Here is a 20,963-nt window from a genome sequence, read left to right on the forward strand (position 1 = left end):
GCAGGGAATGAGATGGGAAAGATCGTTCTGCTCGCGGTACTGGTGAGTCTGCCGGTACTCATCGCTGCCGCAGCCATGGTCGTCATTGTCATGACGAGGTTCCACAGGCCAGCAGACGTCCCGAGCGCGAGTGCCAGCAGGAGCGAGTCCGCTGACGATTTTGAAAGCGCCGATCATCCAGACGATTTCGAGAATGACGCCCAGTAGCTCCCTCCAGCAACTGCTACTCAGTTCTGAATCGAAAGAGCTCAGAACGATCAGCGTCCCATCCCTGAGAAAAATGTCAGCCCAACCGAAGTACCAGCTGTAGAGAGACTTCAGACAACCGAGAAAGACAGTTTTCGAAAGACAGTGCATCTAGCGGCTCAAGTACGAACTGTCAGGAAGAACCCAGATCCTGGCACAGCTGAATGATCACATCGGTGGCCCCACCAAGCAGGAGGCCAGCTACCTCGTTCCGTGTCAAAAATGTCAGCAGTCCTCATGCCATGCATGACAAATGCCACGACACCTCCGAGGACAGGTAGACTTGTGCGCCATGGCAAACGTGCCCCCCTCGCCAATCGCTTCCTCACTGACCGCTCTACGCCCCTGCGCACAGGAGAAGGGGCTTACTGTTGCCCAGTTGCTGGAGCACAGAGTGGATCGTCTGTGGCAGTCAGCCCCACTCATTGCGGACCTCGGTGCTCTTTTCGCCGATTCGGGACACGACCTGTACCTCGTAGGTGGATCGGTGCGCGATGCCCTCATGGGCATGCTGGGACACGACCTTGACTTCACCACCGATGCCCACCCCGACGAGATCGAGGCACTGCTACGACAGCGAACTCGGACCACCTGGGACATTGGACGGGCATTCGGCACCATCGGTGCCATGATCGACGACTGGCAGGTGGAGATCACCACCTATCGCACCGACGTGTACCGCCCAGACTCACGAAAACCCGAGATTGCCTTCGGCGACACACTGAATGACGATCTCATCCGCCGAGACTTCACCGTCAATGCGATGGCCCTGCACGCCGCCAACCGCGAATTCGTCGATCCCCATCATGGTCTCACCGACCTCGCATCTGGAATGCTGCGCACACCATTCCCGCCGCAGCGATCGTTCTCTGATGACCCACTACGGATGATGCGTGCAGCTCGATTCACAAGTCAGCTGGGCTTCACCGTCACCGATGAGGTGCGCGCGGCCATGACCGGAATGGCAGACCGCATGTCGATCATTTCCGCTGAGCGGGTTCGTGATGAGTTGTCCAAGCTGCTACTTACCGACTCCCCCCGTGAGGGTCTCATGCTGCTGGTTGACACAGGAATCGCCAGCATTGTCCTGCCCGAACTGCCCGCGCTGCGTCTGGAACCTGACGAACATCATCGTCACAAGGACGTCTACGAGCATTCGCTCACGGTCGTCGACCAATCGATCGAGCTGGAGAAACGGCGGGGCCATGATCCCGACCTGGTCGGGCGTCTGGCAGCTCTGCTTCATGACATCGGCAAGCCGGCCACTCGACGTTTCGAGCCCGGCGGCAAGGTGAGTTTCCACCATCATGACGTCGTTGGGGCGAAGATGGCACGCAAGCGTCTCAAAGCGCTCAACTATCCCTCTGACATCGTCAAGGCTGTGTGCCTCCTGGTGGAACTGCACCTGCGTTCCTACGGATATGGCGATCAGGGATGGACTGATTCAGCAGTGCGCCGTTACGTCCGTGACGCAGGCGACCAACTGGAGCGTCTGCACATTCTCACCCGTGCTGACTGCACCACACGCAACCGACGCAAAGCGGAACGACTGGAATTCGCCTACGACGATCTGGAGCGACGCATCGCCGAGCTGGCAGCCCAGGAGGAGCTGGACGCCACCCGACCTGATCTGGATGGTGGACAGATCATGGCAATCCTGGGCATCGAGCCCGGACCAGTGGTGGGTCGGGCCTACAAGTTCCTGCTCAATCTACGCATTGAAGAGGGACCTCACACTACCGACCAGGCCGAGAAGGCCTTGAAGGCATGGTGGGCCCAGCAACCAGAATCAACTCAATCGTGATGCGGGGATGATTCGGGGCCACCTCATGGAGTGGCCCCAAACGAGGGAAAGCTCGACTGGCCAGCTCACCGTCGAAAAATGACACGGGTGTGGCATTCCCATCACCGTGGTGGCACGAGGGCCGGTCACTCGACAAAAATGTTCCTGCAGCATTGATGAACATGGCCCTCACAGCATGAGCACGATGCAGGCCTGTCCCCTCTGCCGATGACGTGAGTTTGTTGCGGCCAAAACACGACAGGCACAATTCGACCAGGAGCAACAGTTCCCACGCCACCGCACATGGAACGAAAATCCCGCCAGCAGTCGCCGTGGAGCACTCTGGTGCCTAGCGATGGAACGCAATGACATTTTTCGCCACGAGTCTGGTCTATCCCAGGTAGAGCACACCAACTCCTCTGCGGCAAGGACCCCTGAACCTCCCAAGCATCCACGCCTCATCCGGTCAATCACCCACCAGTAGCTCCCAGCACCGAAAACAGCGTTGTCATCTTCATGGAATGACCCCGTAGCATAGGAATCGTGCCCGGACCTCACGTCACACGACTGCGTCGTTGCCTCACCCTCATGGGTGTCACAGCTCTGACGCTGTCAGCCAGCCTTGTTCCGGCACAGGCATCAGTTGAAACCACACTTTTCACGTCACAGGTGTCGGCTGCTCACGCAGCCTTGGCACGCACCTGGGACTCAGGGACCTCTCCGGCATCCATCTCGCACAGCCACGCCCTAGAGCAGGAGGATGCCCCTTCGCGAAGCAACGCGCTTCAGCCCGAAACTTCCACTCCAGTACCCAGTGCTCCATCTTCCTCACCCCGTGCTTCTGACTCCCCCCAGAACCCAGTGCCCCCCCAAACCTCACCCCAAGAGCCCAGCTGCCAACAAACCGGCCGCTACGGCACGGACAAGGAGTCGTCCGGCCAGGAAGTGGCGATCGACATCATGTCGGTGAGCCCCGACTCAGGGTCTCCCAAGGACCCCATCACCATCCGCGGTACGGTGACGAACATCAGCGGTAAGAATCTGCGCTGGGTACAGGTGTCGTTCTGGCGCTCCTTGGACCCCATCAGCGGCTACGACGACATGGGGTCCGTACTGCAGTCTCCACCGGAGATACCCACCGGGGCACGATGGTTCCGTGAGCCGAATGAAGCTTCGATCAACAACATCACCGACCCCGAAAGCACCCAGACCTTCGCCAACGGCCAGTGCGCCACCTTCACCGTCACCGCCACCCCGGAGAAGATGGGCCTGACCGACACTTCCAAGGCCTATCTCATCGGTGTGCACGCCCAGGCAACCCCCGAGCACGGTTCTCGGCACACTGTGGGGCGGGCCCGAACATTCACCGTCCTCACCGACAGCCATACATCGGCCTGGTCATCATCGCTTGTCGTACTCAATTCCACCCCATCCACACGCATCGATGGCACATTCATCGACAATCACCTCGCCGATGAATTGGACGGACGCCTCCTGGAACTTGTCGACCAAGCCATCGCCACCAGACGCACCGTACTCGTCGATCCTGAGCTACTCGACGAGGTCACAGCCATGACCAAGGGCTATCAGGTGGCCCAAGGTGATAAGTCGGCTCCAGGCACGGGCGGAAAAGCTGCCAAGGCCTGGCTGGATCGTTTCACGACGATGCTCAAGGCAGTACCGGCATATCGCCTCCCCTATGGTTCCGCCGACGTGACCGGGGTGGCTGCCACCACCTCCCACCGTGACGTACTCACTCAGATCAAGGAATCCCTGCCACCAGACAACCCTGCCGCCAAACTACCTTTGGCCATACTGGACGAAACCGGTGAACTCACCAAACCGGCATTGACGATGCTGACGTCAACCTTGCACCCAGCACTGGTGGTCACTTCTGCTCTGCCCACTGCCACCAGCCCCAGAACATCCAACGGCACCACCGTGATTCCACTGGCCACCGACGCGTTGGAGGGAGGCCCACCTCCCTCCCCCTCAATGCCTGCGCAGGTACGTGGCCGCGCCTTGGCACAGGCCCTCCTCACCGGGACACAGAACTCTCCCCTGGTCACCGCGACCCATTCCCCCGACCAGGTGAAATCCGTGACCCCCCCTGCGTGGATGCATCAGGTGGATCTGCGCTCCATCAAGCCAACACGGGTGCAACTACCCGCTCTGAACCCCCGCAGCTCTGCCCGGCTGCTCGGCCCGGACTGGGCGAGGCAGCTCGAGCAGACCACAGACGAGGCCCAAGCCTGGACCAAGCTGCTCAGTGATCCGGGAAAGGTGTCCCAACCATTGGGACGGATCTCCGTGGCGGGCCTGTCCACCAGGATGAGCGCGAGTGAACGACGCCTGTGGTGGCACGCGGCCATGGCACCGGCTCGTCGGTACCTGTCCGGTGAGCACATCGAACTGCACTCGGCGTCAAGCTTCGTCATGTCGTCGTCGTCCAACGAGTTCCCACTTGCTGTCACCAACCATCTGGATCAGGCGATAGATGTCAAGGCCGTCATCGTCTCGGAGAACCCACAACGCATTGACATCCCCAACACCAAGGTGATCACGGTACGTCCCGGCGAGACCCAGGCCCTCAAGTTCTCTCCCCATGCCAGCTCCAATGGCCAAGTCAGGATGACAGCAACCTTGACCTCCCGAGATGGGCGTCCAATCGGACAAACCGAAACCTTCGTCGTCAAGGCAACCCAGATGGATGACATCGGATGGGTGATCATCGTTGTTTCCGGAGGCATCGTCATCGCAGCAACTGTGTTGCGGATTCGACAGGTACGTAACCGAGGAACGGGGAGGAACAACAGCAACCCAGTGGCCAGCGGAGCGGCACACGAATCCTGAATGGTCGAACCACTAAGGTGCTGTTCAGGTCTCTGATCAGGAGGGGCCTGAGACACAGAGCAATCTGGGGCGTGGGGAGGTGCCGTGGACAGTCGTCATGAGGAGGTCGCGGCATCGTCTTCCCGAGTTGGAAACGGCGCCGAGACGTATCAGCCCTCGGCAGGGCCCCAATGGGCTGAACAGTCCTTGGAGGCTGGAACCACATTGGGCGACAGGTTTCGGCTCGAGGTGAAGCTTGGGCATCTTGCCGACACCGAGTTGTGGCGAGCTTTCGACCTCAAGCTGCACCGTCCCGTCGTCATCACGGCAATGGACGCCAGATCTCCACGCACCCCCGAGATTCTGACCGCTGCGATGCAGGCAGCCGTGGCCACCGACTCGAGATTCGTGCGGGTGCTGGACGCAGTGAGCGCTCGTCAACCAGAGACGACAAGTTTTGTCGTCAGTGAGTACGCACCCGGCCTCACCTTGCGTGAGCTGCTTGCCACCGGCCCGTTGTCTGCGCTGGAGGCCGCCTGGGTGGTGCGTGAGATCGCTGACGCCATGACCCCCATGCATGCACAGGGTATCTTCCACGAACGGCTCAGCCCGGAAACGATCATCATCACCGCCACCGGAAACGTGAAGATCGTTGGTCTGCTCATGGAGGCAGTGCTCAACCCCCACGAGACGGAACAAGCAACTTCTTGGTCTGAGCGAGAGGCCACCGACATCGTTGACATGGGGAAAATTCTCTACGCCTGTCTGGTTTCGCGATGGCCGTTGGGGACACCGTCCGCCCCCGCCTCCTTGGCAGCACTGCCCAGCGAGAATACTCGGCACGCTCAGAAAACTTGGGGACTGGTGGCTGCTCCCGCTGACGGGCACTGCTGGTTGACGCCGCGACAGGTCCAGCCTGGCGTCTCCCCTGCTCTGGACGTGCTGTGTGACCAAATCCTGTCTCAACAACCTCGCCACGACGAGGTCCCGGTACGGTCTGCCAGCGAGATCTACCAGGCTCTTGCCCGTGTACTGGGTTCGGCGGATGCCGCAGCAGATCTGGAACGTCGACTGCGCTACCCCACTGCTGCCGCGCAACGCCCCGCTGACGCACGTACCGCTTCCGCAGAACCCAACCTGGTCTCCACAGGACGCACTCTCACCCCTGAATCCGCGGTGACCAGGACTTCAGTGGATCTGCCACCGGTCATCGATGAGGAACCTGCTCCAGCCCACGCTCCGTCCGTCGAGAAATCATCGCGGGCACACGATCCTTCGAATCGGCAGGGCGAATCCTCCCAGGATCTGACCGGTCCCGACGAAGATGGTTACTGGTCTCCACAGGCTGCTGCCGGCCAATGGGGACGTCATGATTCATCCCAGCGTCATCAAGCAGCAGACCCCTCGACAGGATCAGTTGCTGAAAGCTCCGCAGGAGTCGGCATCAAAAGTTCTGCAGGAGACCCCTCTGGCCCCCTCACTGCCGTGAACAAAAATGTCAACTCCCGGGCTGGAACGTCACGCAACCGCCCTGCACGGACCCGAGGTGACAATTCTGAATCCATCGGAAGGGCTCCCCGCCATCCGCGTCCCGCCAATCGACACTGGCCGTGGATACTCGTGGCACTCACCATCGCAGCTCTGGTGGTTGGCCTGGTCCTGGTTGGTGCTCACGATGACGATGAGCAGGCTCACAACGATGCTCCCCAGGCAACTGAGCCCACCATTGCCACAGTGAAGGACTTCGACCCGCAGGCTGATGGTGGAAACGATGAAGAGCACCCACGGTTGGTGAATCAGGCTCACGATGGTAGGGCCACCACTGCGTGGCGCACATTGGTGTACCGCGGGTCTGCGAACCTCGGCGGCCTCAAACCCGGGGTCGGGCTGGTCGTGGATCTCGGCAAGCCAACGCAAGTCTCGTCAGTGACAGTCACGCTCACAGGTTCAGGTACAGACATCTCAGCATGGATTCCATCCAACGACACCTCCAGAGCGTCGATGCGCTCCATCAAGGACTGGACCAAGGCGGATGGGCAGTCGGACGCCAACGGCAAGGTCACCTTGGACCTGGGTGAGAAAAAAACCCGCTACGTACTCATCTATCTCACCAAACTGCCCAGCGTCTCCGACGGGCGCTACCAAGGTGGAATATCCACGATCACCGTGCAATGACACGACCACTGGCCGTAGCAACGTATCGAGTCGAGACAACCGCAGTCACCGAGCAACACAGTCCCTGTGCCGGGTAGCTCACGGTGTGGAGCTGGGGACGTTCTGTCACCTTAACTGGCGGTCTTCCCCAGCCATGTCCACCTGGATGAGCGCCCACCTCGAGCGGGTAGTGCAAAAATTCCCGTCAGAAGAAACCCCGAGTCACTGCACTGCCCAAACTCCAGGGGCGGCGACATTTTTCTCACACATGCCCACTGGTTGTTGCTGTGGGCACCGCTCACCTGTCACGACGTTCGCGCAGCCAAGCAACTAAGCCATCGGTTTCTGTCCAGAAACCACAGCCAGAGTCTGAAATACACACTCGCCAAGAGTCCAATCAGACCCTTCATCCACAAAGTGCCGCCCTGTAGAAGTTACCCGGTCAAGAGCTGCTCAGACAGAGATGTGATTCAGGGGCACCCTTGTCACGACGGAGCAGCCAATGCTTTCGGCTCTCGGGAGGGCCAGCAGAAGACTCAGTCGAGTACCGTTTGAGTGACGCGTGATCGCAACCGTCAAAATCGGTCATCACAACAATGTGACGACACGAGGATTGGAAACCAACGTCGTCCAACAGCATGGCCGTGGTATGACGATGGGCCCCGCACGTTCATTGCGGGGCCCCTCGGGGTTTACGGTCACCGGTCAACAGACCGGGGCACGGTCACTCCTTGACGTCAGCGTCAACCCAGTCGAAGGTCTTGGTGACGGCCTTCTTCCAGTTGCGGTACAGACGATCACGCTCGGCGTCGTCCATCTTGGGCTCCCAGCGCTTGTCCTCAGCCCAGTTCTTGACGACGTCCTCCTCACCGTTCCAGAAGCCAACGGCGATACCGGCGGCGTAGGCGGCACCCAGAGCGGTGGTCTCGGCGACCACCGGGCGGATGACCGGCACACCAACCTGATCGGCCTGGAACTGCATGAGGGTCTCGTTGGCAGTCATGCCACCGTCAACCTTGAGCTCGGTCAGCGGAACACCGGAGTCGGCATTCATGGCATCGAGCACCTCACGGGTCTGGTACGCGGTGGCTTCCAGAACGGCGCGGGCAATGTGGCCGCGGTTGACGAACCGGGTCAGGCCGACGAGAGCGCCACGCGCGTCGGGACGCCAGTACGGGGCGAACAGACCGGAGAACGCGGGGACGATGTAGGCTCCACCGTTGTCCTCCACGGAGGTGGCCAAGGTCTCGATCTCGGGAGCCGAATCGAACATGCGCAGGTTGTCGCGCAGCCACTGCACCAGGGAGCCGGCCACGGCGATCGAGCCTTCGAGGGCGTAGACGGTGGGCTTGTCACCGAGCTTGTAGCACACCGTGGTGAGCAGGCCGTTCTCGGAGAAGACGGCTTCCTGCCCGGTGTTCATGAGCATGAAGCAACCAGTGCCATAGGTGTTCTTGGCGTTGCCCTTCTCGAAGCAGGCCTGCCCGAAGGTGGCTGCCTGCTGGTCGCCCAGGATGCCGGCGATCGGGGTGTCGATGAGCAGGGACTCGCGGGAGGCCTTGCCGTACACCTCGGAGGAGGACTTGATCTCGGGGAGCATGGACTTCGGAATGCCCATGACCTCGCACATCGAGTCGTCCCACTGCAGCTTGCGCACGTCCATGAGCATGGTACGCGAAGCGTTGGTCGGCTCAGTGACGTGGACGCCGCCGTTGACGCCACCGGTAAGGTTCCACAGCACCCAGGTGTCCATGTTGCCGAACAGCAGGTCGCCTGCCTCTGCCTTGGCGCGAGCGCCCTCGACGTTGTCGAGGATCCACTTCACCTTGGGGCCGGAGAAATAGGTGGCCAGGGGCAGACCACAGATGTCCTTGAAGCGATCGGGGCCCTCGTCACCGGCAAGCTCGTCACAGATCTTCTGGGTACGAGTGTCCTGCCACACGATGGCGTTGTACACCGGCTCGCCCGTGTTCTTGTCCCACACGACTGCGGTCTCGCGCTGGTTGGTGATACCGACGGCGGAGAGCTGGTGACGGTTGATGCTGGCCTTCGAGAGGGCCTGACCAATGACCTCACGTACCGACTCCCAGATCTCGACGGCGTCGTGCTCGACCCAGCCGGCACGCGGGAAGATCTGCTCGAACTCCTTCTGGCCGACCGAGACGATCTGCCCGGAGTGGTTGAAGATGATGGCGCGAGCTGAGGTCGTGCCCTCATCAATGGCGAGGACGTATTTCTCTTCGGTCATGATCGCTGCCTTTCTATGTCAACGTTGACTCGGGTGGTCTGGAGGTTCAGACATCATCGCATGTTCCAGTACTGTCACATTCGATGGCTGTGTTGCCGCGTCAAATGTACCTTCCCGGGATCGCCTGTTCCTCCAAGACAGATGGTGTTTCATGGCTTGCCCTCGACGGATCATCCGACGAGGGCAAGGTGTCTGGTTAGATCTTTTGTGTGATCACCAGAAAATGAGGTAGGTGACGGACGCAAGGACAGCGCCAATCATCGGGCCGACGATCGGGACCCAGGAGTAGCCCCAGTCGGAGCCACCCTTGCCCTTGATCGGGAGGACGGCGTGGGCGACACGGGGGCCGAGGTCACGGGCCGGGTTGATGGCATATCCGGTGGGGCCACCCAGCGAGGCGCCGATGGAGACGATGAGCAGAGCGACAGCGAGCGGGCCGATGGCGGTACCGGAGAAGACACCGGTCTTGAGATCGACCGAAGCGGCGGCGGTGTAGTTCGAGATGATGACCCACAGAACCAGCACCCAGGTACCGATGGCCTCAGTGACGGTGTTCCAGAACGGATTGCGGATCTCGGGACCAGTGGCAAAGGTGCCAAGTTTGAGAGCCGGGTCGCAGTCCTCGTCGTAGTGCTGCTTGTAGGCCAGCCACGCAATGATGGCGCCGACGAAGGCACCGAGGAACTGGGCGATGATGTAGAGGCAGATGTTACCAGCGGTGGCCTCAACTCCAGGGGCCAGATCCTTGCCTGCAAGGGCAAGACCAACTGTCACAGCCGGGTTCAGATGGCCACCGGTGCGGTAGGCCCCATAGACACCGAACATGACGCCGAAACCCCAGCCCCAGTTGATCTGAAGTGAACCAGGTCCAGGATTTCCCTTTGTCTTGGGAAGAAGATTGTTGGCGACGACGCCGACACCAAGGATGATCAGAATCATCGTTCCGAGGAACTCAGACCCGAAAATCGCGCCGGCGGACACCGTCGTTTCGAGAAGCATGCGGACTCCTTTGTCTTGTGTCACCCCAGGGCATTCATTGGCACTGGGTCTCACACAGGTCGTAACCTTGGTCGAGTGACCATGGCGGCCTCGCCCAGCTTTTGCGAGCTGGACGGTCTCAGTGAACACCTTTGACCGATCACAGCGGTACCCTATTGAACTAACGTGCACAGGAAAGGCAAATACATGAACGAGTGGGCCGATGATGTGTGGACCGCAGCGTCGATGTACTACCTGCAGGGCGAAACCATGGACGTCATTGCCAAGCACTTGGGTACCTCGCGATCGACCGTCTCCCGCCTGCTGAAGCAGGCCCGTGAGACGGGCCTGGTGCGCATCAGCCTTGCCCAGCCAACCAGCGCACGACAAGGGCTTGGGACCACTTATGCCCGTCTTTTCGGGGTGCGTGCCACCATCGTTCCTGTGAAGTCGGGGACCACTGAGGTCCACCGCTTGGACCAAGTAGCGCGTACCGCCGCACAGAGTCTCACCGATGCCGTCCATGACGGTTCCACGGTAGGTATTGCGTGGGGTACCACCTTGGACGCTGTGGCACACCACATCATCCCCAAGGAGACTCGGGGGGTACACATCCTTCAAATGAATGGATCGGCCAACCCCACCTCGTCAGGCATCCCCTACGTGGGAGAAATCACCGCCCGCATCGCCGATGCCTTCGACGCAGACGTCATTCACTTCCCCATCCCCGCCTTCTTCGACAATCCGGCCACGCGCGCATCGATGTGGAAGGAGCGCTCCATCCAGTCCGTGCTCCGCACTCGAGCCACACTGGACGTGGCCGTGTTCGGTGTCGGCGGGCTACAGGCACCAGTGCCCTCACACGTGTACTCCTCGGGATATCTCACGGAGGAGGAAATGGCTGAACTCCGCAGTAGCGGAGTGGTCGGGGACGTCAACACAGTTTTCCTGCGGGCCGACGGATCCTTCGACGTGCCGTTCAACAACCGAGCAACGGGAATGACACCCACCGAGATTCGAAAGGTGCCGCGACGTATCTGCGTGGTGGCCGGTAAAGCAAAGGCCCGTGCACTTCTGGCTGCGCTGCGAGCTCGGGTGGCCACCGATCTCATCGTCGACGACGAGACAGCGCGTGCTGTCCTGGAGCTCATGTGAGGCCAAGACTGCGCCAGCGCTCTGGACAGGCCAGCACCAGCTCTGGAGAGGCATGGCAGCGTCCGGCCAGTATCCTCACGGGTTGGACTGAGGGACCCAAAAGGTTTTCGGCGTTCTTGGTCCGGCCAGTAGTTGGATCCTCACGGGTTGAGCTTTGCAGCTGACGGTCCTTGTTGACACACCTACCGAGGGTGACGGGCGGTTTCACAGAGCATCGTGGCTCATGTGCCTGCCGCACTACCAGCATCTATGACTTGGCTCGTACTGGGCAACTCAGCGCAACCGTCATGACCTGTACTGCCGCACTCGCATTGCAACGCAGATTTCTCTCACCGCTGCCCATCCTGGTTCCACCGCTGCTCATCCTGGTAAGGCACGAGAACCGTGCCACTCCGGGAACAAAAAACACACGCGAGGCGCGGACACGTCACCACAAAGACTCGCTCCACCGTGGAGTGTCAAAAATTGCACGTTCCAGATCCTGCACACTGGATCGCATGATGTGAATGGGGTGAGTCCTCTTCATCGCCAAGCCACGACAGATCCGTTCACCACTTGACCGCGGCAGACCCGGCACGAGCTCCCGAACGGACGACTGTTGTTGCGTGTGATGGTTGCCGGATTCATACGCAGCGAAGAACCTCACGCACGAGCCACGGATCCACCGGTTCGCAGCCCGATACGCAATGTCAATTTTTGTCAGCAGGACTGCGTCACCAGCCCTGCTCTGTCACATCTCAACGCTTGGCGTCACGAAGAGTTGCCGTAACTTCCTGATCCTTGCCATCCCGCAGGATCTTGATCTTGACCGTGCTACCGACGGGTTGTTCCCGAACTCGCGCCACCAGCGAGGTACTCGACCCAACCGTGGTGCCATTCACCGCAACGATGAGGTCATTCTTCTTGATCCCCGCTTTGTCTGCGACTCCTCCCGGAGTCACGGTGCGCACCAGAGCTCCCATCATCTTGGAACCGTCAGATTTCTCGGCCTGGGCGTCCGAGGCTGACAACCCCAGCAGCGCGTGTCGAGCCTTGCCGTTGCTTATCAACTGATCGGCAATGTTCTTCACTTGATTGGCCGGGATGGCGAAACCAATGCCGATGCTCCCGGAGGTGTTGCCATCCTCACTCGACGACAAGGACGCAATTGAGGAGTTGATACCGATGAGCCGACCCTCGGAATCCACCAGTGCACCGCCCGAGTTTCCCGGGTTGATGGGGGCGGAAGTCTGGATGGCATTGGTGACGACGACATCGGTGTTGCGGATCACGCCTTCTCGCTCACCACTGGTGGTCACCGGACGGTTGAGCGCCGAGATGACACCAGTCGTCACTGAGCCGGACAGCCCCAAAGGATTCCCGATCGCCATCACGCCTTGCCCAACGACGAGTTTTCCCGAGTCGGCGAATTGAATGGGTTTGAGGCCCTTGGGGACGGTGTTGAGTTTGAGAACGGCCAAGTCACTAGACGGATCAGTTCCCACGACTGAGGCGTCATAGGCCAGATTTCCCATCGCGACACTGATCGAACCAGACCGAGATGCTCCAGCCACCACGTGATTGTTCGTGATGATGTGACCCTTGTCGTCGACGATGACTCCGGATCCCTGACCGCCACCATTGGTGGTCTGCACCTGGATCGACACGACGGAATCCGTGACCTTCTTGGCGGTTGAGGTCCAGTCCTTGGTGGAGACTGGCGCTGCAGGTTTGTCGTCACTTTTGCCCAAGGCTGGGGCAGACGATGCCTGACTCACCTGAGGTGTCTCATTGGCGACGTACCAACCAGCAGCACCACCGGCACCAATGGCGAGCAGCAGCGCGAGAAGCCCTCCCGCGACGGTCCGCCCAGAGCCTCTCCTCGTGCCCTTGGTCGTCGTGGCAGGCGCCGCCGACGATCTGTCATCACGCTGGGGACCGGGAGGTGTGGACGGTTGGGATGCCGTACCCCATGCGCTGCCACCCCACTGCTGAGATTTTCCTGCTGACGAGCCACCAGTGCCCCAGGGGGACCCATTTTCTGATGCGTGTGGGGTTCCGCTCCATGGATCGTTGGCACCTCGGGAGCTCTCATGGTCGTGCGGCACCCACGAGTCAGGACGCGAGTCGGGCGAGTTCTGGTTATCCGTCATGACTCAATGATGCATCACGCCCTGGGAGTCAAAAATGTCGTTTCGGGACATGGCAGGGGCACTCCACATGCGACCTGGGTGCGCTGACGTCAAAAATGACCTAGCCTCAGCGTCGGAGAACTGGTTTGGAGGGATTGGCCCGAAGCCACAAGGCACCAGCCAAGGCTGTGAAAACCATCGGTTCCTCACACACCATGTCAGTCACCCAATCAGATCCCATGGTCGGTGCCTGGTGTGTCCTGCTGAGTCATGGGCATTCTGTGCTCGTCACGTCCCATACTTGTGACGCACTCAAGCAGTGAAGACCGGGAACAATAACGCCATGTCATACGCTCACCCTTATAGGCACACAATCCATCGACAAGTAGAGTGAACCAGCTCCGTCACTTGGTATCTCGACCCGCGGTGGCACCATGCCTCATTCGCACCCCGCGACAAAGTCGCGAACTGATCCGCAAGGAGAGCTTTCGATGAGCACAGATCCCATCATGACCTCCCCCCTGGTTGGGGGGATCACCCTGTCCGATCCCGGCCAGGCCAGCAAGCCGTCCACTGCCGCCCCCACCAACGACGGCGAGGTCCGTGACGTCATCATCGTGGGATCGGGTCCAGCCGGATACACTGCCGCGATCTACAGCGGCCGTGCCGGACTGCATCCGCTCGTCTTCGAGGGGAGTGCTGACGCCGGTGGAGCCCTCATGCAGACCACCGAGGTGGAGAATTTCCCCGGTTTCCCCGACGCAATTCTGGGCCCAGATCTCATGGCCCAGATGCGTTCCCAGGCCGAACGGTTTGGCGCCGAGCTCATTACTGACGACATCGTCGAGGCCAACCTCTCCGGGGAGATCAAAACCGTCACCGATACGGACGGCAACGTCCATCGCGCCAAGACCGTCATCCTGGCCATGGGTGCGGCTCACCGCAAACTCCAGATCGAGGACGAAGCTCGGCTCTCCGGGCGTGGAGTGTCGTGGTGCGCCACCTGTGACGGGTTCTTCTTCCGCGACAAGGACATTGCCGTCATTGGCGGCGGTGACTCTGCCATGGAGGAGGCGACTTTCCTCACCCGGTTCGCCAAATCGGTGACTGTGATTCACCGACGCGACGCTCTGCGCGCCAGTCAGGCGATGATCGACCGGGCCATGGCAGACCCCAAGATCAAGTGGGCATGGAACAGTCAGGTCGTCGGTATGGATGGGGAGACCAAACTCACCGGCATCACGCTCAAGGACACGGTTACTGGCGAAAAACGTCACCTCGAGGTGTCCGGTGTCTTCGAGGCGATCGGGCTCGATCCCCGATCCCAGCTCGTCTCCGACGAAGTCACAGTCGACAAGGGTGGCTACGTCGTGTGCGATGAACCCAGCACTCGTACCAGTCTTCCTGGCGTCTTCGCCTGTGGAGACCTGGTGGATTCCCATTACCAGCAAGCGATCACAGCTGCCGGCTCCGGTTGCCGCGCTGCCCTGGACGCCCAGGGATATCTGGCCTCCTGACGGTGGCGTTCCCGGCGCTCAGGCCCGGAAAGCACCACATCTGCTCCTGGGCGTCGGCCCTGACCCTACGGCCTTGACATCTATCGGGAAGACCCACCTCTGATCCACCGAGGTCATTTCCACTTCGTCAGCCGGGTCTGACAATTTTTGTCAGCTCGCCGGCGCGGGGCGCAACAAACTGCGTTGTGCAGGCTCCAGCCGATGTTTTTGTCCACGAAAGCATCTCGTGGACAAAAACATCGTCAGTACTCACGCGTCGCCCGGTATCCACGCGTTACCTCTGTCTTTGCCCCGGGGCTGGCTTGCCTCCGTGCTGGGCCAGCAACTGAGCTCAAGCTGCGAGGTGAACATGCGTTGCTCACCGGTGATGGGGTCGACGAAACTCATCCGGTAGGCCTGTAATTGAAGCGGCCGGGAGAAATCGTCAATGGAAACATCGAGCAGTTGCGGATAGAACGGATCGTTGAGAATCGGTGCACCCAGGCTCCACATGTGCAGCCGAATCTGGTGAGTCCGGCCAGTCAGCGGGATTGCCTCGTACAGTGCCAGATCTCCTCGACGTTCCACCAACCGAATTTCGGTTACGGCATTCGGTTCTCGACCGCTCACCTGTTGCGCCTGCAGAACGCCGCGTTCCTTGATGATGTGACTGCTCACTCGCACCCCGCCATCACAGTGCTCAAGCCACACAGGGCCGCCGGACAAATTCTCCGCGTCGCTTCGGGCAGGGTTGGGCAACCTTCCCGAGCTCGACCTTTCCTGTAGGTCAGTAGCACTGGTCCGATGACGACTTTCGAACTGATCAACGGTGTTGTCATGTCCAGCCTCGCTGGAGCGCATCGGTGACTGACAAAAATTGTCGCCACCGCCACCCTTTCGCCACTGGAAGGCCTCACCCTGCGATGAGGTGACAGAAATCGCACGATCCCCCGGATCAGAAGGATCACGCCGTTGCCCAGACGTCAATGACTGGTCACCATCCTTGTGGGGAAGCCCATTGCTCTTGGTCTTCACGTACTGCCCAGCACAATTCGACTCACTCGTGTCCTGTCCAAAAAGATCATCCCTGCCCTCAGGCGAGCATTCCTGTTCCCGATGATCCTGTGACGTGACAGAAATCGCGTCCCCGTCGTGTGCGCTGTCTCCAAATGCTGTAGCTGAGCTATCCCTGGAAGCTGCCACGTCGGGAGATGTCGCTGTCTCATCTTCTCCCAACCTCCCGAAGCCATGTGCAGAACCAGAGGGCGAGTCACCGATCACCCCCAGCGGTCCATCATCCATCTCGTCAAAATCCAGCCAGGGTGCCACTAACCGATACGTCTTGCGCACCTGTCGACGTTCGAAAAGCGTCTGGTACGGGCATCGCCACTGTCGAGCGCAGGTGAGCATGAGGACACCGGATGTGACCCGGTCCAGACGATGCGCCACAGTCAGTTCCGGCATCTGGAGTTGCGTACGCAACTTGACGACAACTGATTCCAACACATGCTGGCCTCGCGGGATTGACGACAGGAAATGTGGTTTGTCCACAACGAGGATGCGCTCGTCCTGATACAGGATCCCGATGGGGAATGGCACTGGCTTCTCATCTGGCAGATCACGATGGAAGAAGATGAAATACTGCGGCTCGAAGGTGGTCATCGCAGTGATCGGTACCCCATCCTGGGTGACAAATTTCTTCTCAGTGATCATCTCGTCGATACGCGATGGAGTGATCCGAGTGAGTTTCTCGACGAGGAAGTCCCGCAGGGCGGGCCATGGCCACCGATTCACGATGCCCCGGTCGTGCGAAAGCCGTCGACACTGTCCATGGTCGGGTGTACGCACCCAGGCTGATTCCAAACCGTGACGTTGCGGCAATGGTGAACGAGGCACCCGCCAAGCCTAGACCGTGTGTCCAGGTGACAGATGCCTCGTTCAGACAGATCTTTCCGTGTGAGCCCGCAGAAAGGGGTCACGGCGAAAATTTTGTGAGTGGGTACGCTTGCTCAGGTTCTACCTGATCAAGCGATTTTCACGGATCAAGCAGCTTTCTTGTCCTGAGCGGGAGCCTTCTTCTCCTTGTCGGGAGCAGCAAGAGCCTTCTGGTAGGCGTCGTTCAGCTCGGCCTCGGCAGCCTTGCAGTCACCCACAGTGGACTTGGCGCGGAACCACACACCAACAGCCTTCGCGATCTCCTTGTTGAGCTCCTTGATGACGGCCCGATCCTTCTTACCAGCAAGGTTCTTCGCGCGGTTGTGACGCACCTGCCAAATGGCCTTGTTCAGATGCGACTTCGTGTAGATGGTAGCGGGATCGGTGTCCTTGAGGTCCGGCATGGCCAGGCCTGCCTTGTAACGGTCCTTGACAGCGGCGATCTCAGCAGTGATCTCGTCCTTGGTGGTCATTGGGTCGACGAGGATGACAACGGCCTTGGTGATCTCCAGACCCATGGTGACATTGGCCTGACGCGGCTTGGTCTGGAAATTGTTGACGGAGTCATGGATCGTCTGGCCGATGGTGGTGACGAGCTGAACGCGTGCGCTCAGGGTGTCCAGCTTGTAGAACGGAACCTTGCCCGTGGCGATCTTCTGTGCAGCACGGCGCAGATTGAACACAGTGTGCAACAGATCAACGACCTGGTCCTTGTACTCACCAGCCGGGAGGAACTTGAGCAGATCGCCGAGCTTGTCAGCCTGTCCATCAAGATCCTTGATGATGCTCTTGGCATGATCAGCATCGGAGGACGAGACGGGAGCAGTACGGATGAGGGGGGCGGGATCCGCGGCAGCCTGGGCTGGAAGAGTGACGGGCACGAGCAGGGCACCGGCAACCAGCGGAGCTGCCATGTACTTCAACTTCATAAGAGTTCTCCTGTTGCAGAAAGTAGTGCCTGCCTTGTGGAGGCACGCCCAATATACATTCCTGTTATACGTTCATGCAAACTCGCTACCCCACCTTCCACCGCAACAGACCAGTCACACCAGGGAACATCACTACCTATCTGGCATCCCCACCACGAATCTGACAGACGGTCGCGTGTTCGATCAGAGCTTCTGCACGGATCGCAAGCCAAGTAACTGGGCGTCGACCCTCCAACAGTCCTGTAGCTCCCACCAGCCTTGCGGTAATGACGATCACGACGGATTCAAGAGCAAGGATAACGACAACTTGGGATGCAGGTAGCAATCTTGTGGAGGTCTCGCCTTTGTGAAAATCCTGCACTTGTGAAGAGTTGCCACACAGCAGTCGGTGTACTCGGCCGAAGCAAGCTGGCGGCTTGCACTGGAGCCACCAGCTGCCTGACCAGGGATTCTGGCCATGGGGCCATCCGCTCACGGAGCCCTGGACGTCAACGAGGGTAGGCGGAAAATCTCATGTGAATGGGTTCCCTTGGAGACTCTTGGGTATCAACCGAGGCAGTGGTTGGCTTCATCACACGGAAGTTCAGTCTCGAGGCAACATGTGTCGGATAGGAGTTGGGGCCACCAACCAGGCCGTCTAGGATCAGGGGCACCCCCTTTTCTCGCGTGAGAGGTCATCCATGAGCCAAGTCATCGAGGTCACCGACGCTACCTTCAGTTCCGAGGTTGCGGGAGCAACCAAACCTGTTCTGGTCGATTACTGGGCCGACTGGTGCGCCCCATGCAAACAGCTGTCGCCCATCATCGAAGAAATCGCCGCTGCTCACAGCGACAAGATGACCTTCGCCAAGGTCGACACCAATACCAACCAGCAGCTGGCTGCCTCCCAGGGAATCATGTCGTTGCCCACCATCCAGATCTGGCAGGACGGGCAGATCGTGAAATCCGTCCAGGGCGGCAAGACGAAGAGGGCCTTGCTCAAACTCATTGACGAGTTCATCTCATGAGTCCAGCCTCCCATGGCCATTCGGATGCCCCGCCAGGTTCCTCTGAATCACCTGAAGAACCTGACGACGTGGCATACCGCGTCCCACGACGCAGAGCTGCACGTCGCGGTCCGGCTCGTGCCGCCGAAGAAAATCCTCGGCACACAAAGCTCCTGCTGACGATCCTTGCCTCGGTGATCCTCATAGTGATCGTGGCATTCATCCTCAGCTGGATTTTCTCGAACGATGACTCGTCAGCCCCCGAGAACGGCCCCACCGTCCATGCCGCCACCTGGCCGCTCCAATTGCCGCAGGGCGCGGGCAGCTACACCCGCGACCCCAACACGGCGACAAACCCAACGACCAAGGACGGTACTACCACCCTGTCCGCCACATATGCCAAGGACAATCAGGACGCAGTCATCGTTCTCATGAGTCGCCCGACGACTGATCTGAAGAAGTTCATGAATGACGCCGCCATGAACTCCGTGACCATCCAGCCGGTGACCGGAACATCCACCAAGGCCATGTGCGGAACGAGTCTGGACAACAACAACACCAGTTGTGCCGTCCTCAAGGACGACACGGCAGTCCTCGCGGTGGGGCTGCTCGATCAATCCCGACCGGAGCTGGCTGGTGTGGCGAACTCCGTGGCGGAGCAAGCCGCGCAGTGACCAGCCAAGATCATCTCGACACCTGAAAGGATGACCATGTCTTCCACCGAGCGCAAGATCTCCCTCACCCGCACGAGCAAGGGGGAGTACACCGCCACCAACGATCGTGGCGGCACGCTGAATCTGAGCGCAAACGGCACTCTTGACTTCACACCTGTCGAAGCACTTCTGGCTGCCGTGGGGGCCTGCTCATCCGTCGATGTCGACGCTGTCACCAGTAGACACACAGAGCCGGACAGCTTCAAGGTGACTGTGCGTGCCGACAAGATCACCACACCCAACGCAGCGAGCAAATTGGACAACCTCGAGTTGCACTACACCATCGATGTCTCCACCGACGATGAGCGCGAGACCGAAAAGCTCAACACCCTCGTCGCACGCGCAGCACAAATTTCCCGTGACAGGGACTGCACCGTCTCTCGCACGGTCGAGGACCCGACCCAGGTGACATTTTTCGTCAACGGTGCCGAACTCGACTGACACATCCACATTCCCGTCGCCTGCTGTGAGTGGTTGTTGCCTGATTCCAGGTGCTCCGACCAGCGCCTTCGTCGAGGAACCTTCATCGAGGATGCCCACTGTGGGGGAATATCCCACACCTCCCCCAGGTTGCCTTCAGGTTCCCATCCCATCGTTCAGATGACTTTTCTCGCATCTCGACGTTTTGGTAAAAGCTTCCGGTTGTAGGAACTCTTGCTGTACCCACGTGACCAGGCGGCTGGGCAGATCCACGTGAGATCCTACAGTCATGCTCAGGTCGAGTTCCATGACTTGTACCGCGTTGGCGGGGGCATGCGTCACTTCATGGAAGCCAATGGCTCTGAGCCAGCGGATGTCAAGCGTCCACACGTTGGATGCCATACCGGTTCCCGCCGCCTCAATGGCTGGCACCGATCCCGTCAACCAACCAGAAGTACGATTGATGAGCGATCGACCACATGCCGCGGCTGCGTGGCCACGACGCCCCGGTATCCATGCCGCAATGAGTGCTGCCGAGTCTTGCCGGCTGAGCCGCCCTGCCAGTGGATGGTTGACCGGCATCTCCTTGCCGGGGCTCGTCAGGATGAACGAGGTGACGCGTCCGGATTCCCACGTACCAACTCCGCACCCGCCCCACTGGGAGCAGGCAGCATCTGCCCATTGCGGGGGCCGTCCTGCGTCCAGCCCCAGGAGATGAGCCACATCGGCATCGCACACTTGATCGAAACGCTGTATGTGCTCTCGGGTAATTGTCCGCAACCGTCTCATCGTCTCCACCCCAGCACGATTCAACCACAGGCTCGCGCCTAGCTCCGCGAATCCTCGAACCTCACAGATCCGAACCGCCAACTTCAGCAGCCGTTCGCATGGGTGCCACTGATCCCATGTGGACGTGGGTGACGAACACGGCAATCACGGTGATGACTGTTCACTGCCGCAGCAATGGTCAGTGACCT

At 59.9% G+C, this 20,963-nt stretch carries 14 protein-coding genes and 2 pseudogenes; 9 read left to right on the plus strand and 7 right to left on the minus strand.

The features are described 5' to 3' along the window. Nucleotides 1-12: 12 nt before the first annotated feature. The 4 genes from CKV91_RS02015 to CKV91_RS02030 all read left to right on the plus strand — a co-directional run bounded on the left by CKV91_RS02015 (nt 13) and on the right by CKV91_RS02030 (nt 7,036). Complete coding sequence (locus CKV91_RS02015) at nt 13-207, plus strand: hypothetical protein (RefSeq protein WP_021103616.1); 195 nt, start codon at nt 13-15, stop codon at nt 205-207. Between the two features lie 331 nt (nt 208-538). Beyond that, nucleotides 539-2,050: a CCA tRNA nucleotidyltransferase gene (locus CKV91_RS02020; RefSeq protein WP_036957143.1), complete on the plus strand. Its 1,512-nt coding sequence runs from the start codon at nt 539-541 to the stop codon at nt 2,048-2,050. 924 nt (nt 2,051-2,974) lie between these two features. Continuing rightward, nucleotides 2,975-4,882: a DUF6049 family protein gene (locus tag CKV91_RS02025; RefSeq protein WP_021103619.1), complete on the plus strand. Its 1,908-nt coding sequence runs from the start codon at nt 2,975-2,977 to the stop codon at nt 4,880-4,882. An 84-nt stretch (nt 4,883-4,966) separates the two neighbouring features. Further along, entirely contained in the window at nt 4,967-7,036 is a 2,070-nt protein-coding gene (locus CKV91_RS02030; protein WP_155942620.1) for a protein kinase family protein, read from the plus strand. Between the two features lie 703 nt (nt 7,037-7,739). Here CKV91_RS02030 and glpK read toward each other — a convergent pair. Both glpK and CKV91_RS02040 read right to left on the minus strand, forming a co-directional pair. Continuing rightward, nucleotides 7,740-9,263: a glycerol kinase GlpK gene (gene glpK / locus CKV91_RS02035; RefSeq protein WP_021105268.1), complete on the minus strand. Its 1,524-nt coding sequence runs from the start codon at nt 9,261-9,263 to the stop codon at nt 7,740-7,742. 213 nt (nt 9,264-9,476) lie between these two features. Further along, nucleotides 9,477-10,262: an MIP/aquaporin family protein gene (locus CKV91_RS02040; RefSeq protein ID WP_021103623.1), complete on the minus strand. Its 786-nt coding sequence runs from the start codon at nt 10,260-10,262 to the stop codon at nt 9,477-9,479. Between the two features lie 186 nt (nt 10,263-10,448). Between CKV91_RS02040 and CKV91_RS02045 the strand changes: the two genes are divergently transcribed. Further along, a complete protein-coding gene (locus tag CKV91_RS02045) occupies nt 10,449-11,396 on the plus strand; it encodes a sugar-binding transcriptional regulator (protein ID WP_023034639.1) in 948 nt (315 codons plus the stop codon). A 737-nt stretch (nt 11,397-12,133) separates the two neighbouring features. Here the strand turns inward: CKV91_RS02045 and CKV91_RS02050 are convergent. Beyond that, nucleotides 12,134-13,153, minus strand: a complete 1,020-nt coding sequence (locus CKV91_RS02050) for a S1C family serine protease (protein ID WP_021105271.1) — start codon at nt 13,151-13,153, stop codon at nt 12,134-12,136. Nucleotides 13,154-13,998: 845 nt separating this feature from the next. Between CKV91_RS02050 and trxB the strand changes: the two genes are divergently transcribed. After that, nucleotides 13,999-15,024 carry a thioredoxin-disulfide reductase gene (gene trxB / locus CKV91_RS02055; protein ID WP_021103627.1) on the plus strand — a complete coding sequence of 342 codons (1,026 nt, stop codon included), beginning with the start codon at nt 13,999-14,001 and terminating at the stop codon, nt 15,022-15,024. 249 nt (nt 15,025-15,273) lie between these two features. Here trxB and CKV91_RS09955 read toward each other — a convergent pair. The 3 genes and pseudogenes from CKV91_RS09955 to CKV91_RS02065 all read right to left on the minus strand — a co-directional run. After that, nucleotides 15,274-15,690: pseudogene (locus tag CKV91_RS09955) on the minus strand (pseudouridine synthase family protein); the annotation flags it as partial. A gap of 633 nt (nt 15,691-16,323) precedes the next feature. Continuing rightward, nucleotides 16,324-16,773, minus strand: a pseudogene (locus tag CKV91_RS09960) (pseudouridine synthase); the annotation flags it as partial. Between the two features lie 272 nt (nt 16,774-17,045). After that, a complete protein-coding gene (locus CKV91_RS02065) occupies nt 17,046-17,867 on the minus strand; it encodes a CAMP factor family pore-forming toxin (protein ID WP_065860847.1) in 822 nt (273 codons plus the stop codon). A 680-nt stretch (nt 17,868-18,547) separates the two neighbouring features. On the opposite strand from CKV91_RS02065, the gene trxA reads away from it, so the two are divergent. The 3 genes from trxA to CKV91_RS02080 all read left to right on the plus strand — a co-directional run bounded on the left by trxA (nt 18,548) and on the right by CKV91_RS02080 (nt 20,007). Then, nucleotides 18,548-18,874, plus strand: a complete 327-nt coding sequence (gene trxA / locus CKV91_RS02070) for a thioredoxin (protein WP_021103630.1) — start codon at nt 18,548-18,550, stop codon at nt 18,872-18,874. A 68-nt stretch (nt 18,875-18,942) separates the two neighbouring features. Next, nucleotides 18,943-19,527: a hypothetical protein gene (locus tag CKV91_RS02075; protein ID WP_157738708.1), complete on the plus strand. Its 585-nt coding sequence runs from the start codon at nt 18,943-18,945 to the stop codon at nt 19,525-19,527. Between the two features lie 36 nt (nt 19,528-19,563). After that, a complete protein-coding gene (locus CKV91_RS02080) occupies nt 19,564-20,007 on the plus strand; it encodes an OsmC family protein (RefSeq protein WP_065860845.1) in 444 nt (147 codons plus the stop codon). A 135-nt stretch (nt 20,008-20,142) separates the two neighbouring features. Here the strand turns inward: CKV91_RS02080 and CKV91_RS09315 are convergent, their stop codons facing one another. Next, the gene (locus tag CKV91_RS09315; RefSeq protein WP_155942621.1) at nt 20,143-20,568 is read right to left on the minus strand and encodes a hypothetical protein; all 426 of its coding nucleotides are present in this window, start codon (nt 20,566-20,568) and stop codon (nt 20,143-20,145) included. Between the last annotated feature and the right edge of the window lie 395 nt (nt 20,569-20,963).

The sequence above is a fragment of the Cutibacterium granulosum genome (genome assembly GCF_900186975.1).
Classification (GTDB): Bacteria; Actinomycetota; Actinomycetes; order Propionibacteriales; family Propionibacteriaceae; genus Cutibacterium; species Cutibacterium granulosum.

Bases quoted from the DNA above. Each gene is read 5' to 3' on its own strand.
- CKV91_RS02015 (WP_021103616.1), top strand. From the start codon at position 13: ATGGGAAAGATCGTTCTGCTCGCGGTACTGGTGAGTCTGCCGGTACTC.
- CKV91_RS02020 (WP_036957143.1), top strand. From the start codon at position 539: ATGGCAAACGTGCCCCCCTCGCCAATCGCTTCCTCACTGACCGCTCTA.
- glpK (WP_021105268.1), bottom strand. From the start codon at position 9,263: ATGACCGAAGAGAAATACGTCCTCGCCATTGATGAGGGCACGACCTCA.
- CKV91_RS02040 (WP_021103623.1), bottom strand. From the start codon at position 10,262: ATGCTTCTCGAAACGACGGTGTCCGCCGGCGCGATTTTCGGGTCTGAG.
- CKV91_RS02045 (WP_023034639.1), top strand. From the start codon at position 10,449: ATGAACGAGTGGGCCGATGATGTGTGGACCGCAGCGTCGATGTACTAC.
- trxB (WP_021103627.1), top strand. From the start codon at position 13,999: ATGAGCACAGATCCCATCATGACCTCCCCCCTGGTTGGGGGGATCACC.
- CKV91_RS02065 (WP_065860847.1), bottom strand. From the start codon at position 17,867: ATGAAGTTGAAGTACATGGCAGCTCCGCTGGTTGCCGGTGCCCTGCTC.
- trxA (WP_021103630.1), top strand. From the start codon at position 18,548: ATGAGCCAAGTCATCGAGGTCACCGACGCTACCTTCAGTTCCGAGGTT.
- CKV91_RS02080 (WP_065860845.1), top strand. From the start codon at position 19,564: ATGTCTTCCACCGAGCGCAAGATCTCCCTCACCCGCACGAGCAAGGGG.
- CKV91_RS09315 (WP_155942621.1), bottom strand. From the start codon at position 20,568: ATGCCGGTCAACCATCCACTGGCAGGGCGGCTCAGCCGGCAAGACTCG.